Origin of the sequence: Nocardiopsis listeri NBRC 13360, assembly GCF_001570765.1 — a bacterium.
Taxonomy (GTDB): Bacteria; Actinomycetota; Actinomycetes; order Streptosporangiales; family Streptosporangiaceae; genus Nocardiopsis; species Nocardiopsis listeri.
On the sequence record NZ_BCSH01000049.1, the window covers coordinates 49,448 to 65,839 of the forward strand.

Consider the following 16,392-nt stretch of genomic DNA (forward strand, 5'->3'; position numbering starts at 1 on the left):
TACCCCCCGTTGTTCCTTATCGCCGACCGTGCCCGCCGCCGGGCATACCTCCGGGACCGCCGAGACCGTCGGGAGAGTCGGGCAGGTCCTGGAAGAGGTTGCTGGAGATGTCCTCGTTGCCCAGCTCGGCCCTGCGATACTGCTCAGCGGTGTGGATGGTGTTGGCGGCCGTCTCCCGGAACACGTCGACGAGGATGCCGACGTAGTCCTGGAAGTCCCGTTCGCCGGGGACGAACTTGTCCTCGAAGAGGACGGCTATCTCGTCTCCGTGGCCCCAGGGCTTTTCGCCGAGGGCGTCCTTTCCTCCCCGGTACTGCGCGAGGATCTCTTGGGCGAGGTCCGCCGGCTCGTTCAGCATGGCGCCGTACTTGGTCATCAGGTCGGGGCCCACGAACAGGGAATCACCGGACATGGCGTTGCTCCTTTCGGTGTCCAGGGGTCGCGGCGGCCGGTGTGAGCGGGCCGCCGCGGCGGTCAACGGCCGGGACGGCCCAGGTCGGAGAAGTCGAACTTGTCCAGGCCCAGGTCGGCCAGCATCTTGGCCGGGTCGAATCCCCCCTCCCGCGCGGTCTCCAGGTCGATGCCTTCGGGTGCGAAGGGCGCGTACGCCTCCACCACCCGCGCCTGCATGCGCCCATGGGCGCGCTTGATCACGTCCATGACCACCGCCGACAGCTCCGCGGGCGCCATCGACTTGTAGGCGCTGGTACGGAACTTCAGCTCGACCAACTCCCCCTCAGCGTTGATCTTCGCGCTGATCGCCCGGTCCTTGGAGACGGCCTCTTCGGTTTCCGATGCCAGGCTTGCGCTTGCCCGGGCGATCTTCTCCTGGTCTTCCCGTAGACGTGCGAGAGCCTGCTCCGTTTGCTCCGGGTACGTACTCATTCGGATTTCCCTTCGTGTTGTCGCCGGGGCCGGGCCGCCCCAGGACCGAGAGCCTGTCGCCTTCGCTGGTGCCCCAGACTCGTTCGTCTTCGGCGAGCCAGGTGGAGCGGTTACGGGAGTTGTCGTTTTGTCCCCCACCACCGCCCATGCCTCCCATACCACCGCCCATGGGCGGCATCATGGGCGGCATGCCGCCGCCCATGCCTCCCATGCCCGCGCCCAGTCCGCCGAAGTTTCCGCCGCCGTTTCCGCTGACCGCGTCGGTGAACGCGTCGCCACCACCGGAACCGGGGTCGCCGCGAAGGTCGCCGCCGCCGGCCTGGATGCCGTTGGCGTCCGGTTGGACTCCCGAGGCGTTGGGGGCGAGCAGCTGGTCTTCGGCTTCGGGGCTGCCCCACCCATCGCCGATGGAGTAGGAGGTCCCTTCGCCCTCCCCGCCACCGTTGTCGCGGCCCAGGGAGTCACCGAGGCCGCCGCCGAGATCGCCGCCCCCGCTCTCGGGGCCGGCGTTCATCCGCTCTTCGAGGTCAGCGCGCTGCTGGTCGTAGTACTCATCCAGACGGTTCTGGTACTCATCGGCCGCGGAGCCGTCGGCACCACCCTCGGAATCCGATCCGCCACCGCCCAGATCCCCACCGCCGGAGTCCGGACCCGCGACGAGATCGTCCAGCTCCTGGCTGCGCTGGTCGTAGTAGTCCGACAGCTGCTCCCGGTACTCCTCCAGCTCCGGAGCGGGCTTCCCGTTCTCGTCGGTGATCCCGTTGACATCGGAGCGCAGCCGATCGAGGCCGGCCTTCTCGGCGTCGTAGTACTCCTGGAGGCGCTGCTGGCGTTGCTCGGGCGTCGACTCGTCGCCACCGAGATCTCCGCCGCTCCCTTCGGGACCGGACTCCAGCCGTTCCAGGTTGGCGGACTGCTCCTGGTAGTAATCGTCCAACAGGCTCTGGTACTCCTGCTGCGCTGGGGTGAGCGTTTGGCCGTCGTCGGTGCGGCCGTCACCGTCGGGATCGGGCGACTCCTTCATGAGGCGGTCGAGGTCGCCGGTCTGCTCGTTGTAGTACTCCTCGAGGCGTCGCTCGTACTCCTCCGCCGACGGTTGGGAGCCCTCGCCGCCGAGATCGCCGCCCCCGCTCTCGGGGCCGCCGTTCAGCTGCTCGTCGAGATCCCTGGTGGCCTGGTCGTAGTAGTCGTCGATCGCCTGGTTGTAGCGGTCCTCCGACGACCGGTTCCGGTTGCCGGAACCGCCGCCGCCTCCTCCGCCGCCCAGCTGCCCACCGCCGCCCACCGGTGGGGGCGGGGCGTTCATCTCCTGTTCCAGCTCATCGGTCTGCTGGTTGTAGTAGTCGTCCAGCGTCTGATTGAACCGGTCCTCCGAGGTCGGACCGTCCCCACCGTCGCCGTCGAGATCACCTCCGCCACCGAGGTCACCCCCGCCACCGTCGGGTCCGGCGCGCAGCTCATCGGTCGCGTTCCGGTAGTACTCGTCGAGCGCGTCGTTGTACTCGGCCTCCGACGCCGGACCATCGCCACCGGAATTCCCACCACCGCCCCCGAGGTCACCCTCACTGGCCTCGGGGCCGCTCTCCATCTCGTCGATCATCTTCTGGTAGTACTCGTCGAGCGCGTCGTTGTACTCGCCCTCCTTGGACGGGCCGTCGCTGCCCTCCTCGTCACCCCCACCGCCGCCGGGCGGATTGTCCTTCATCCACTGGGTCTGCTCCTCATACCATTCTTCGAGCGTCCCCTCGTACTCCTTCTGGGCGTCGGACTTGCCATCGTCCCCACCGCCACCGCCGAGGCCACCACCGAGGCCACCGCCGGAGCCCACGGGGGACCAGTCGAGCGTCTTGACCTCGGTCGGCTTGACCTCGATGAATTTATCGAAGTTGTCGGTGTAGCCGTTGGCGATGGTCTGCATGCTCTTGGCGGCACCTGCGGTGAGGTCGTTCAGCCGGTTACGCCAGTCCTGCTTGATCCGCTCCTGGATCTCCTTCCAGGTGTTGGGGTTGTTCGCCTTGCCGATGTCCCCGATCTGGCTGGTGTCATCACCCTTGTTGAGCGTGGCGATGTCACTATTCTCATCGAACCATTTCTTGGTGACGCTCTGGGGATCCCACAAATCGGTGGCGAGCCAGTCATCGTGGAGCTTGCGAATATTTTCACCCTCCGTGAGAACAACCAGGTCCCGGGTGTCCCGGAGGGGTTTGGGGTAACTGGCGGCCTGATGACCGAGATCATTGAAGCGCAGCTGGATATTGCGCAGGTAATCCACGAAGACGTCGGCGGTCGCTCCCTTCAAGGTGTCGCGTGCGGTGGTACGCCACTCCTCAACCTTGCTCTCGGCACCCCTCACCATTGTGACCAGGTCATCGAGCGTCGTGGCGAGGTCGTCCATGGCGGTCGGGCTGAATTTCCTGCCGTCCTTCCCGTTCCATGGCCCCTTGAGGGCGAGCTCCAGGTGGTGGAAGAACGTCCGACCGTCGGGCTCGTCCATGAATTTCTTGTTATAGACGATCCCGGAATAATATGGCGTCGTCTTCGAATCGCTATTCGGTTGATAGCTGGAATCCATCGACCCAGTACCCCTGCGGCTTCCACTCGAGGTGAGGCTCGTTTGTATCCAGTAGTCAAGACCATCCGGGCTTTTCTGGTCGGACCTGAAGCTGAGGAACCAGTCGGCCTTCATGACATCGTCGGGCGACATCATCGGTGGATAGGTGTCCCCCATGTCCGGGTCGGTATAGGTGTTGATGACGTAGTGGAGATCCTTGGGAAACGGCGAGCCTTCGAGATTGCGATCGGCCGGCGCCTTTTCTCCCAGCTCCCCGTCCAGCCCAAGAGGGATGTCCTCTTCTTTCCCTTTTGGCACAACGCCTCCTCATTCGTTCTCCACGGCACCACTCAACGCTCACCCCGGACGATTCAGAGCACCACCGGGGTTCCCACGGTCACTTTTCGTCGTCGCCGTCGGATTCGCCATCATCACCGTCGGAGTCGCCATCGTCGCTGCCGGAGTCTCCCGAGCCGGCCCTTACCGACGCCGCGTTCCCGGGGTCGATGAGTTCCGCGAGATCGCGTGCGGTGATCACCGCGTCATCCTCGGCGTCCTCGAACCGGATGTGCGCCTGGTCCAGTCTCCTGTCCAGCTCCTCGAACTGATCGATCAGGACGTTGAGCTGGTCGCGCATCTTCCGCACGTTGGTGTTCACGGCCAAGGCGAACTCGCCCGCGGCGGGGAAAATGTCCGCGTTCCCCGCACGGATACGTTCGACCACCGATGCATTCTCGCCGTCGTCGATGTAGCCGTTCAGGGCAGACCTTTGCTCCTTCAGGTCCTTCAACATCGGGAGGATCTTGTCCTTCCGGAAGTCGTCCATGTAGCCGAAGGTGATCTCGGTGCTTTCGGCCATCGTCTGCTCTCCTCACTCTCCGGCACCCGGGCCGGGACCGGCGTCGGCCCCGGCCCGGGCGGGCGGCGGCTACATGTTCTGCGAGACCCATTCGAGGGACAGCTTGTTGTCGGTGTTCTGGTAGTTGTCACGGATCATGATCAACGCCTGCTCGGCCTTGGTGAGCAGGAACTCCATGTCCTGCACGTTGAGCCGCCACTGGGCCATGCTGGTGTCATAGTTCTCGGCCGTGGCACCATCGAGCTCACCGCGGACCGTGGACATCTTCATGGCCAACTCGTCAAGGGAGTTGCGGATGTCCTGGGTACGAGCGCGCAGATCGAACGCGGAATCGTCCATGCCCGCGTAACGGACGGAAAAGTCACTCATCGGCTGCTGCCTACTTTCGCTTCCGGGGCCACCCACAGGGGCGGTCGTCGCAGGGAGGAGGGGGAAAGCGCTCAGATGGGATCGCCTTGCTCCGCTCAGCCGCCCTGGTTGGGGTTGAGCTGGTTATTCCAGGTGGAGGAGAGCACGAGGTTCTCGTCTTCCAGGTTCAACATGCCTCGCGTGGTACCGCCGAAGGTGCCGATCATGTTGTTCATGCCGTTGACGATCAGCCGCAGCTCCTCCAGCCACTTCACCAGTGCGGTCTCATAGCCCTGCTCGGCGCCGCCGACCCAGGTGCTCTTGAGGGAGTCGCGCAGGAAGTCGACCTTGGTGTAGACGGCGTTGCACTCGTTGTAGGCCGTCTCCATCGCCATCCGGCCCGTGCTCATGCCGTGTTCGGTACTGGTGGTCTGGACCATGTTCACCTCTCCTTTCGGTTAAGGGGTACTGGACCCCGATCGTGGTTGCGTGGTGGTGCGGTCAGGTTCCCTCCCGCTCGCCGCATCCGGCCGCGGCGGGCGGGGCGGCCGTCGCCGGAACCGGCTGGGCAGCGGCCTCGGCCGACATGAGCGGCCCGGTGGGCAGCAGGCGCAGCAGCGAGGTGGGAACGCGCGCGGCGGCCTCGGCCGAGTAGCCGAGTTCCCCAGCGGTGTCGGCGGACGGCAACGGGTACTTGGTGGCGGCGTCGGTCACCAGGTAGTAGGTGGGATCCGAGGCCGATCCCCCGGTGGGCTCGGCGCGGACGATCGCGCCGGTCCCCGCGGGGATGCCGATGAGGTCGGCGGTGGGACAGCCGTGGGCGGTGTGGGGCCGGTCCTGGACCGGCCAGGCGCTCACCGCCTCCAGCGGATGTAGGACGAGCTGAGCGTCACCGTCGGCGGAGACGCGCATGCACGGCGCCTGCCCGTCGGTGGCCGCCGGCTCGGGCGGGGTGACCGGGAGCCCGTCGTCGATGGCGGCCGCGTTCTCGGCCAGGTTGCGCTGGACGTCTGCGGCGTTGAGCGCGACGGGTTCAGGTGCGGCGTCACCGTAGGCGTCGTCGGTGATGCGCGTGTCGGCGAGTGCCAGCCGAGACTGGACGGCGCTGACCGGGACCAGGCCCCCGCCGCCGAGCAGGTAGTACTGGTCGGCGTCTCCGTCGCCGCGCACCACGAAGACCTGGCCGGTGACACGCCGTTCGCCGCCGATCTCAGGGCTCTGTTCGCCGACCCCGCCGGGGACCTCGGGGGCTGCGAGGTCGCCCCCGGATGGAACCGAGTCGAGGAACGCGCGGCTGACGCTCCGGGCCGGGCTGGTGCCGTAGCCCAGAGCTTGGAGAGCACCGTTCTCCTCGTCCAGGCGCAGCCGGGTGCCGTTCCAGAGCAGGTGGTGATCGTTGTCGGGGCCTTCGACCAGTACCGCGAACTCGGTGGGCAGGGCGCCGTCGTCGGGGGTCGCGTCGATGGACAGGGCGGTTCGCGGCTCGCCGTCCTCCTGCGCCGGGGGAACCGCGCACACACGCCAGAGGGCCGAGGACATGGTTTCGGCGTCGGGCAGGGAATCGGGAGCGCCGGGGATGCCGACGGGGCCGCCCTTGGGGACCCCGGCCAACGAATCGGCGCTGACCGAACGGACGGTCATCTGACTACCTTGGACCAGCCGGGCCGAGGCGTAGTTGGCGACGGGGCGCAGGACGCCACCGGAGTAGAGGTAGGTGGCGCCGGTCTCGCGTTCCAGGACGAGGGCGCCCTCGGTGCGCCAGGAGGTATTGCCTCCCGGGAAGATCAGTCCGAAGACCAGGAACCCGACGCACAGCAGGGCTGCTATGGCCAGCCCGATGAAGGCCCCGCGCCGGGTGCGCTGCATGGGTGCGTCGATGGCGTCGGGGTCGGCCTCCAGCATGGCGGTGCCCAGGCGGCCCACCATGAAGTTGTGGGCGACGACCTGGTCGCGGCGCGTCTGCACTGCTCAGCCCCCGATCCCGCGGAGCAGGCCGAACAGGCCGAGGTTGCCGAAGACCAAGCAGACCATGGCGATGGCCGCGAGGAGCTGGATGATCTCGGCGGCGCGACCCCAGTGGGGCAGGCCGCGCCTGCCCGGGATCGTCCACGCCAGGACGGTGAGGCCTGCGGCGACGGCGAAGACGCCCAGGAGGGCCAGCGACCTCCACAGAGTACTGGTGTCGGCCACGGCGGCGATGACGATGAAGGCGAGGCCGACGCAGGCGGGGGCCGTCAGGGAGAGCTTCTGCCAGGCGTCCGCCAGGCCACGGCTCTGCAGCAGCAGGACCAGAGCCACCACCACGCCGAGGGTGACCGGCAGCCAGCCGGGCCCCGAGGCCAGGATGAGTAGGGCCACCACGTGGAGCGCGCCGGTGGCCGCGAGCACGGCCCCCTGATAACTGTCGGCCAGCGCGGTGCGGTCGAGGACGTCGCGCGCGGGGTGGGGGTCGATGGCCTCCTGGAGCTGCTGTGGGTTGGACGGCAGCGGGGGCAGCCGCAGCCCCGAGATACGGAAGCCGATGGCGGGGGCGAAGGTGCCGAGCAGGATCGCGAGGGCGCTGACGGCCCCGGCGATGCCGGTCATGGTCAGACCGGGCGCCAGCATCAGCGTCACCGCGGAGACCGCCCCGAAGACCTCGAAGACGATGAGACCCGCGAAGAACGGAACGGCCCCGGCGACGGCCGCCAAGCCCAGGACGGTGGCGCCCGCGCCGGCCATGCAGGCCGCGAGGGCACGGGCGCCCAGAAGGGGCACGCCGGGATCACCGGTGGGGATGGCGGCCCCGGCCAGGCCCGTGTAGAGCACGGCGGCGGCGGCCAAGCCGGTGGCGGCGGTGAGGTCGCCCATCGCCCGGGACGCGGCCCACGCGCCCAAGAGCAAAATGACGGCGGCGCCGCCCGCGATCAGGGCGGTGAGCCCGTTCATGCCGCCCATCGCCAGCAGGACGAACCCGGTGAACAGGGTGAACAGGCTCAGCGCGTGCAGCAGTCGGCGGGTGTAGGTGGGGCGCCAAGCGTGACTGCGCTCGGCCATACCGGTGGCCACGCCGTCGATGAGGTCGTCGAAGTGCAGGGGCGGGAGCTGGTCGCGGCGCGGGCGCAGGTAGAGGGTCTCACCGTGGTAGAGACCCAGGGTCTGTATGGTGCCGTCCTCCTCCAGGGCGGGCGAACCGAGTTGCTGGAGGACCCAGCCGTCGTGTTCGAGCCCACCCTCGTCGAGGTCCTCACCGCCATCGCCTTCGGCGTAGAGGACGATCGTGGGCAGTAGCTCGGCCAACGGAACGTCGCTGGGAACCGCGATCTCGAAGGTGCGGTCCGGGGCACGGATGACGAGTCGGCAAAGGTCGGGGGCGAAGGAGTCGCTCATCTGGTTCTTACTACTCGGGACGCAGGCGGGATCACCGATGGTGCTGTCTCGTGCTACCCGGGGGAGGAAGCGGACACTACACTCGGTAACTGGCAGGAAACCTCATGATCCAACGACTTTCGCAACGGTAACACCGTCGGACCGAAATTGGCACCATGTGGGAATAAATGTTGTGTCCTGTTGGCTTTATGTTGGTTTGCGGACATAATTCTGGTTCCCGCCAGGAACTGACACCCGTGTGCGGCCCTCTCCGGACCCTCCGCGCCGCCGATCCCCGCCTCAACCGCCAGGAGACGATCGCCTCCGTGAGCACCATCCTCGTCCGCCGACCGTCCCGCCGCCCCGGGCCGGACATGCCTGACGGAGAGTTCCAGCTCCAAGAGCCGCCCGAGCTCCCCGAGGAGCAATCGACCATGTCGGCGGTGTTCAACTACCTGCCGATGGCCATGACCTCGATGGCGATGGTCCTGCTGTTCATCCGGCCCGGTGCCCAGGGCAGTGCCGTGAACACCTTCATGCCCTACGTCGCCGGCGGGATGATGCTGCTGGGCGCCGTCGCCATGCTGGTGGGCCAGTACGTGCGCGCCCGCAGCGAGCGCAAGCGTCAACTCAACGGCGATCGCCGCGACTACCTGCGCTACCTCACCCAGAGCCGAGCCAAGGCGCGCGAGGTCGTCACCTCCCAGCGCGACGCCATGCTGTGGCGTGCCCCCGCCCCCGATGCCCTATGGGCCCTGGTGCGTACCTCCCGGCTGTGGGAGCGCCGCTCCACCCACGATGACTTCGCCGAGGTCCGGCTGGCGGTGGGCGAGCAGGCGATGCGCATGCGCATCGCCCCGCTGTCCACCAAACCGGTCGAGGACCTCGAACCGCTCAGCGCCCACGCGCTGCGCCGCTTCATCCGGGCCTACGCCACCGTCGAAGACCAGCCCGTCGCCGTCTACCTGCGCGGATACGCCCGTATCTCGCTAGAGGGCGACGCCGAGGCCTCACGCGCCATGGTGCGCGCCATGATCGGCCAGCTCGCCGTCTTCCACGCACACGACGAACTGCGCATCGCCGTGTGCGCAGCCGACGAACACCTCGCCGCCTGGGACTGGGTCAAGTGGCTGCCCCACGCGATGCACCCCACCGACCGAGACGGTGCCGGCCCCGTCCGGCTGATCGGCAGCGACCCCGACGAGCTGGAGCGCATCATCGGCCCCGACCTGGCCGACCGCTCCCGCTTCGAGCCCGGCGGTTCCCCCTCCCGCGAAGAGCCCTTCATCGTCATCGTCGTCGACAGCGGGCGAGCGCAATCGGCCACCCGGTTCGACTCCGGCGGCTACCGCAACACCGTCATAGTGCACATCGACGACCCGCTGCCCTGGGACGGCACCCCCTTCACCCTGGGGCTGAAGGTTGAGCCCGACGCTCTGGAGGTGGTCGGCCAGGACCACAGCGGGCGGCGCACCCTCACCCCACTGGGCCGCCCCGACACTCTCAGCCCCGCGCGCGTCCACGCGCTGGCCCGGCTACTCGCCCCCTACCGCATGAGCATGGCCATCGAGGTGGTCGAGCCGCTGGTCACCGACTTCGAGCTGACCTCCTTGCTGGGGATCCCCAACATGCACGTCCACGACACCGAGCGGCTGTGGGGCGACCTGCACCAGGACTCGCGACTGGCGGTGCCCATCGGCGTCGAGGAGAACGGCGCCCCCCTCGAACTCGACCTCAAGGAGTCCGCGCTGGGCGGAATGGGCCCGCACGGCATGCTCATCGGCGCCACCGGCTCCGGTAAGAGCGAACTGCTGCGCACACTCGTGCTGTCACTGGCGCTCACCCACTCCCCCGATACGCTGAACTTCGTCCTCGTCGACTTCAAGGGCGGCGCGACCTTCATCGGCCTGGACAAATTGCGCCACACCTCGGCCCTGATCACCAACCTCGCCGACGAGGTCACCCTCGTCGAACGCATGCAGGACGCCCTGCACGGTGAGCTGATCCGCCGCCAGGAGCAACTGCGCGCCGCCGGCAACTTCAGCTCCGTCCACGAGTACGAGAAGGCCCGCCAGGCCAACCCGTCGATGGAGTCCATGCCCACGCTGTTCGTCGTGGTCGACGAGTTCAGCGAACTGCTGGCCGCCCACCGGGACTTCATGGAGCTGTTCGTGATGATCGGGCGCTTGGGCCGCAGCCTGGGCGTGCACCTGCTGCTGGCCTCCCAACGCCTCGACGAGGGCCGGATCCACCAGTTGGAGAGCCACCTGTCCTACCGGATCGCGCTGCGCACCTTCTCCGCGATCGAGAGTCGCAGCGTCCTGGGTGTGCCCGACGCCCATCAGCTCCCCCCGGCGCCCGGAAACGGGTTCCTCAAGACCGGTACCGACCAGCTGACCCGGTTCAAGGCCGCCTACGTCTCCGGTGCCTACCGGGTACGTCGACGCAGCGGCCCCCAGGCCACCGCGGCCACCGAGATCGTCCCCTTCCTGTCGGGCTACGTCGCCGACCGCTCCCCCACCCCGGCGCCCGAGCCCATAGCCGAAGGAGAGGAGGACGAAGACACCGAGAGCCTGCTCAACGTCGCCTTGGAGCGTCTGCACAATGTAGGTCCCCCGGCACGACAGGTCTGGTTGCCGCCGCTCGGCGTGCCGCCCACCCTGGACGAACTACTCTCCATGATCGGCCGCCCACTCCCGGACAGCGGTCCCGCGTGGTCGTCCGAACCGCTGCTGGAGGTCCCGCTCGGCGTCATCGACCGACCCTTCGAGCAGCTGCGGCTGCCACTCAAGGCCGAACTGCTCGGCGCGGGCGGCAACATCGGCATCGCAGGCGGCCCCCAGAGCGGTAAGAGCACCATGCTGGTCACCTTGATCTGTGCCCTGGCCCTCACCAACACCCCCGCCCAGACGCAGTTCTACGTACTCGACTTCGGCGGCGGTGCTCTCCAGGCGTTGCGCGGCCTACCCCACGTGGGCAGCGTGGTCGGGCGGATGGACACCGCCCGTATCAACCGGACCGTGTCGGAGATGATGGAGATCATCACTCATCGCGAGCAATTCTTCGCCGAGCACGGGGTGGACTCGATGGCCACCTACCGGCGGCGCCGCGCCGCCGGGGAGTTCTCAGAAGAGTCCTACGGCGACGTGTTCCTGGTGATCGACGGCTGGTCCACGATCCGCCAGGACTTCATGGACCTGGTCACCCCGCTGACCCAGCTCGCCCAGCGCGGGCTGAGCTACGGCGTGCACCTCGTCGTCGCCTCGCCCCGCTGGGCCGACATCCACTCCGGGGTGCGCGACCTGCTGGGCAGTCGCTTCGAACTACGGCTGGGCGACGCCGTCGACTCCAACGTCAACATGCGCAAGGCCCAGACCGTGCCGCGGATCGCGGGACGGGGCCTCACCCTCGACCAGTACCACTTCCTGACCGGCCTGCCACGCGCCGATGGCGTCGGCGATCCGGTCTCGCTCTCGGTGGGTGTCACCGAGCTGGTCGGCCGAGTGACCGGGGCCTGGAGCGGTCCCAGCGCCCCGCCCGTGCGCACCTTGCCGACCCGGCTTCTGGCCGCCGAACTCCCCGCGGCCGAACTCACCGAGTTCGGCGGGATTCGGATCCCACTCGGCTTGGAGGGACGGGGCATGCGCCCGTTCTGGCACGACTTCTCCACCACCCCGCACCTGCTGGTCATCGGTGATACCGAGACCGGTAAGACCACGCTGCTGCACCACATCACCAACGCCGTCCGCGAGCACTACTCCGCCGAGAGCGCACGAGTGGTGCTGGTGGACCTACGCCGCCAACTCTTCGACGCGATTCCCAAGGAGCAGCAGCTCGGCTACGCGGTGTCGTCGGAGAGCGCTCGCGAGATGATGGGCGCCGCCGCGCACGCCATGAAGGCTCGACTGCCCGGGCCCGACATCACCCCTGACCGGCTGCGCCGCCGCGACTGGTGGAGCGGCCCGGAGTTGTTCATCGTCATCGACGACTACGACCTGGTCTCCGGCGCCGGGGGAGGAAGCCCGCTCGCGCCGATCATCGAGATGCTGCCGCAGGCCGCCGACATCGGCATGCACCTCATCATGGCGCGGGCCGCGGGCGGCTTCAGCCGCGCCACCTCCGACCCTGCGATTCGGTCGCTCATCGAGAGCAACACTCCCAGCATCCTGCTGTCGAGCCCGCCATCGGAGGGCGTGCTCTTCGGCAACGTGCGCGCCCAACGCATGTCGCCGGGCCGGGCCCTGTGGATCTCCCGCCGCGATCCGGTCCCGGTCCAGCTCGCGATCGCCGAGGGCATGGAAGAAGAGGACTGAGGTCGCGGGGCCGACACCTCACTCGAAGCCTCGGCCCCACGGTCCGGGATCGCCGAGGGGAGTCGGCCCTTCCCACGTGCGAACTCACCCCGGTCACCTGACAGCTTATGGAGTGCCCCATGACCTTGTGGAACAGGACGGCCCTGGCAGTGCGGTTCGCGACCGCCGCCGCGCTGTCCGCCGCCTGCGCCGGCTTGGCGGCCGCCCCCGTCTCGCCCGCTTCGGCGGACACGGCGCAGCCTTCCTCGGAGGCCTCCCCGAACGGAGCCGCGGAGCCGGAATCGGAGGCACTTCCCGCGATCGGCGTCGCACCCGACGGAGAGTGCGTGGCCGCCTCGTCCACGGTGGTGTCGGAGAAGCCGTGGACTACCCCGCTGCTCGATTTGACCAGCGCCTGGAACCTGTCGGAGGGGGACGGCGTCACCGTCGCCGTCCTCAGTAGCGGAATCGACGCCGACGCCACCGCGCTCAGCATGGCGCTGGTCGACTCCGGTGGCGACGATTGTCGAGGATACGGTACCTTCCTGGCCGGGCTGATCGCCGCCCGCGCGCAGAACGGCAGCGGGCTGAGGGGGGTCTCCCCGGGCGCACGGGTGCTCGACGTCCCCGTGACCAACGACCAGGGTGCCGCCACCGCGGGCGACATCGCCGACGGCATCGACACGGCGGTCGGCGAAGGAGCCCAGGTCGTCCTGATCGGTGCGGCCATCGCTGAATCCAGCCGCGCACTGGAAGCAGCGGTGGACACCGCCACCGAGGCCGACGTGCTCGTTGTGGCACCCGCCACGGTCGCCGCCAACGGTATTTCCTTCCCCGCCTCACCGGGAAACCACCCTGAGGCGGTCAGCGTGGCCGCCGTGGGGGTGGAGGGCACCCCTGTCGCCGGATCCCCGGCGCTGGACTCCAACGGTGTGCCGGCGCGAGTGGACCTGACCGCCCCCGGCGACCTGGTCATCAGCGTCGGGCCAGGGGGAGACGGACACTTCGTGGGCTCCGGGGACGTCGTCGCGGCCGGATTCGTCGCAGGCACCGCCGCCCTCCTGCGCTCCTACGACCCCGACCTGTCGGCATCCGATGTCCGAGAACGGTTGTTGGCCACCGCCTACTCCTCGCCCTATGGGCGCGGTGACACGATGCGCGGCAGCGGGCGAGTGGACCCGGTCGGCGCACTCACCACCGCTCCCATCATGTCCGGGGAGAACCCCTCCCCGGGTACGGCGTTCGTGTCCGACCCCGGACCGGGCGAGGTGTCCCTGCCCGGCACAATGGCGGTGGTGGGCGGCGCGGTGGCACTCATCCTCACCACCGTCGCCGCCGGCGCGTTGGTCCCCCGGGGCCGCGAACGCGCATGGCGGGCCGCCCGCTCCGGAGAGCGTCGGGCGCTGGACCCGGCACCCAAGCATCCATCCTGATCCATGCCCCGGCCGCGTATCCCACTCTCCCCGGAACCGGTCGCCCCTCACGCTTCTCCCCTGGAGATCGTGCTCGTCATCGAACCTCTCCCGGACCCGATCCACTTCCGGCATATACGTGGTGGTTCAACCGAAAAGCGCGTCGATGAGCTCCTGAAGCGTGCTCCCCAGCGCGCTGATGCGGTACTCGACGGCGACCGGCCGGGTGCCGATGACCACTCGTTCGACCATGCCGTTGCGCTCCAGCCGACGCAGCGTCGTGGTCAGGGCCTTCTGCGACGCGGGCCCTCGCAGAGCTTGCCGAGCACCCGGTCCAACCGCTCACGATGCTCACCGGCGATCTGGGAACGGCCGGATCGGGCAAGGGTGATTTCGTCCATGCGGAGGCCACCCTCGACCGAGACGCGCGCCCGGTGGGCCCTGCATCGATCCGACGGGGGTCGGCCCCGCATCGTCCGTTCCGGACCTCTGAAGGGCGGGGCGCCCAACCGGAAGGGTAGGCCCGGTTGCGGGGTACCGAGGCCGGGAGACTCCCGCGCCCCGGTCACCAGGACCGGAAGGACTCCGAGTAGGCGAAGGGATCCGACGCGGACGGCGAAGGTTCGGGGCTCAGACGTGGCCCCGGTCCTCCACCGGCTCCATCCTCCGTTCGCGCGGCGTACCGGCGGCGGGGGTGAGCAGCACCGCCACGATGACCAGCGCCAGGACCATGATCATGGCCGTGCGAAGACCGAATTGCTCGCCCAGGATCCCCAGGACGGGCGGGCCGACCAGGAAGGCGATGTAGCCGATCGTGGCGGCGAGGGAGACCCGGGCCGCGGTCTCGGCCCCACTGGTTTCGCGCCCGGTGTCGCCCGCCGCCGACAGCGCGACCGGGAAGCCGAGTGATGCGCCCAGGCCCCAAAGCACCACCGAGACCACGACCCATGGCTGATGGTCGATGAAGATGACCCCCGCCATGCCGAAGGCCCCGATGACCGCGCTGGCGGCCAGCACCGGGGCACGACCGAACCTGTTGACGAACGAACCACCGACGAAGCGGCCCAGTGTCATCGCCATGGCGAACACGGCGAAGACCGCCGAACCCCAGGCCGCGTCGAACCCGTGTCCGTCGACCATGACCAGCGGCAGCCAGTCGTTGGCCGTCCCCTCGGCCATCGCCAGGGCCAGGATGACACCACCGATGAAGAGCAGACGGGTGTCCCGCCACGGGGCCGCCTTCGGTGCGGGTTCGGTGGCGGTGTGGACGGCCGGCTCTCGACGGCCGAATCCGGCGGGGATGTGTCGGGTGCTCAGCGCCAGCCCGGCCAGGATGAGGGCGCTCGTCAGGCCCATGTGGGCGACGACGGGGAATCGCAGGGCCGTCATGAGCATGCCGAAGCAGGCGCCGACGACCGTCCCCAGACTGAAGAACCCGTGCATGGCGGGCATGACCGACCGGACCAGCAACCGTTCGACCTCGGCGCCCTCGACGTTCATGGCGACTTCCCCGCCACCCATCCCGAGCCCGAAGAGCGCCAACCCGAACGCGACCAGCGCCCCGTTACCGATCGCCGCTCCCAGGCCCACGATGCCCACACCCAAGGTGATCGACAGCATGCCCGCCACGATGATCGGTCGTGTCCCGAACCGGGAGACCAGTGGCCCCGCGCTCAGGATCCCGACCATGGACCCCACCGAGAGCCCGAACAGGATGAGCCCCATCTGAGCGGTGTTGGCGCCCACGAGGTCGCGCACGTCGGGTGTACGGGTCACCCACGACGACATCCCCAACCCGGGAAGAAGGAACAGCACGAACAACGCGTTGCGCCGCTTGAGCGCGGAATGGGGCATGCGGTCGACCTTCGAGCGGTGGGAGGTTGGGAAGTCGGAGCCAGGAGGCGTCCAAGAGTGTACAAAAGTACGCACTTGGTTCCGGTGAAGTCAACCGCCTAGAATCCGGCCCATGCCGAGAAGCCGCCGGGATGTTCCGAACGACCCCGACCGAAAAGCCCGCATCCTCGACGCCGCCCTCGAAGTCATCGCAGAACATGGCGTGTACCGCACCACGCACCGACGCATCGCCACCCGAGCCCGGGTGCCCTTGGGTTCGGTGACCTACCACTTCACCAACCTTGACGACGTCCTGGCCCGTGCCTTCACCCGACTCGTGGATCACATGTGCGCCCAATACCGGGAACGTCTGGAGAACGCTTTCTCCCGCGCGGAGGCCGAGGACGCGGTGGTGGACCTGATCTGCGGCCCGACATACGCGCCGAAGGAACAGATGGTGCTGCTCTTCGAGATGTACGCCTACGCCCACCACAACGATGCCGTCGCGGACCTGACCCGGTCCTGGCTGTACACCGGCCGGGAGAGCCTCAGACTGCACTTCTCCCCGAACACGGCGAAGGCCTTGGACGTGCTCATCGAGGGGTGGCCCATGCACGCCACCTTCGAGAGGACCCCGCCGGAGAGGAAGGTTGTGGCGGCGGCGGTCCACGCGATCAGCGCGGCGATGGATACCAGAGAAGCGGAGGCTAATGATCCGAAGGGGACGAACAACCCTTCCTGACCGCTACTGACGGGATCAGCGCTGCGGACGGGTGACCGAGCCGAGCCGGGCGGGTCGGGGCAGGGGGTCGGGGACGGTCGGAGACGCGGAAGGCTGGTGGGGTTTCGGCTTGTTGGTGGGGC

Annotated in this window: 13 protein-coding genes; 3 read left to right on the plus strand and 10 right to left on the minus strand. The window is 68.5% G+C overall.

The features are described 5' to 3' along the window. Window positions 1-16: 16 nt before the first annotated feature. The 8 genes from NLI01S_RS16150 to eccD form a co-directional block, all read right to left on the minus strand. Complete coding sequence (locus NLI01S_RS16150; protein ID WP_067605249.1) at window positions 17-412, minus strand: hypothetical protein; 396 nt, start codon at window positions 410-412, stop codon at window positions 17-19. 62 nt (window positions 413-474) lie between these two features. After that, on the minus strand, window positions 475-822 hold the full coding sequence (locus NLI01S_RS16155) for a YbaB/EbfC family nucleoid-associated protein (RefSeq protein WP_263363330.1): 348 nt from the start codon (window positions 820-822) through the stop codon (window positions 475-477). Beyond that, window positions 737-3,379 carry a hypothetical protein gene (locus NLI01S_RS26610; protein WP_067605251.1) on the minus strand — a complete coding sequence of 881 codons (2,643 nt, stop codon included), beginning with the start codon at window positions 3,377-3,379 and terminating at the stop codon, window positions 737-739. The genes NLI01S_RS16155 and NLI01S_RS26610 overlap by 86 nt, the downstream gene beginning before the upstream one ends. 454 nt (window positions 3,380-3,833) lie before the next feature. After that, window positions 3,834-4,262, minus strand: coding sequence for a hypothetical protein (locus tag NLI01S_RS16165; RefSeq protein ID WP_157091052.1), 429 nt, complete (start codon window positions 4,260-4,262; stop codon window positions 3,834-3,836). A 102-nt stretch (window positions 4,263-4,364) separates the two neighbouring features. Beyond that, complete coding sequence (locus NLI01S_RS16170; protein ID WP_067605255.1) at window positions 4,365-4,664, minus strand: WXG100 family type VII secretion target; 300 nt, start codon at window positions 4,662-4,664, stop codon at window positions 4,365-4,367. 95 nt (window positions 4,665-4,759) lie between these two features. Next, the gene (locus NLI01S_RS16175; RefSeq protein WP_067605257.1) at window positions 4,760-5,083 is read right to left on the minus strand and encodes a hypothetical protein; all 324 of its coding nucleotides are present in this window, start codon (window positions 5,081-5,083) and stop codon (window positions 4,760-4,762) included. A 61-nt stretch (window positions 5,084-5,144) separates the two neighbouring features. Then, the gene (eccB, locus tag NLI01S_RS16180) at window positions 5,145-6,608 is read right to left on the minus strand and encodes a type VII secretion protein EccB (protein WP_067605259.1); all 1,464 of its coding nucleotides are present in this window, start codon (window positions 6,606-6,608) and stop codon (window positions 5,145-5,147) included. 3 nt (window positions 6,609-6,611) lie between these two features. Further along, window positions 6,612-8,012: a type VII secretion integral membrane protein EccD gene (gene eccD, locus NLI01S_RS16185; RefSeq protein WP_067605261.1), complete on the minus strand. Its 1,401-nt coding sequence runs from the start codon at window positions 8,010-8,012 to the stop codon at window positions 6,612-6,614. Between the two features lie 305 nt (window positions 8,013-8,317). Here eccD and eccCa point away from each other — a divergent pair, with 305 nt between their 5' ends. Continuing rightward, entirely contained in the window at window positions 8,318-12,304 is a 3,987-nt protein-coding gene (eccCa, locus tag NLI01S_RS16190) for a type VII secretion protein EccCa (protein WP_067605277.1), read from the plus strand. Window positions 12,305-12,423: 119 nt separating this feature from the next. Next, on the plus strand, window positions 12,424-13,716 hold the full coding sequence (locus tag NLI01S_RS16195) for a S8 family serine peptidase (RefSeq protein ID WP_067605263.1): 1,293 nt from the start codon (window positions 12,424-12,426) through the stop codon (window positions 13,714-13,716). A 126-nt stretch (window positions 13,717-13,842) separates the two neighbouring features. Here the strand turns inward: NLI01S_RS16195 and NLI01S_RS25775 are convergent, their stop codons facing one another. Further along, on the minus strand, window positions 13,843-13,947 hold the full coding sequence (locus NLI01S_RS25775) for a winged helix-turn-helix transcriptional regulator (RefSeq protein WP_157091053.1): 105 nt from the start codon (window positions 13,945-13,947) through the stop codon (window positions 13,843-13,845). A gap of 378 nt (window positions 13,948-14,325) precedes the next feature. Continuing rightward, window positions 14,326-15,549 carry an MFS transporter gene (locus NLI01S_RS16205; protein ID WP_067605265.1) on the minus strand — a complete coding sequence of 408 codons (1,224 nt, stop codon included), beginning with the start codon at window positions 15,547-15,549 and terminating at the stop codon, window positions 14,326-14,328. Window positions 15,550-15,661: 112 nt separating this feature from the next. Here NLI01S_RS16205 and NLI01S_RS16210 point away from each other — a divergent pair, with 112 nt between their 5' ends. Further along, window positions 15,662-16,270, plus strand: coding sequence for a TetR/AcrR family transcriptional regulator (locus NLI01S_RS16210; protein WP_067605267.1), 609 nt, complete (start codon window positions 15,662-15,664; stop codon window positions 16,268-16,270). Window positions 16,271-16,392 lie beyond the last annotated feature (122 nt).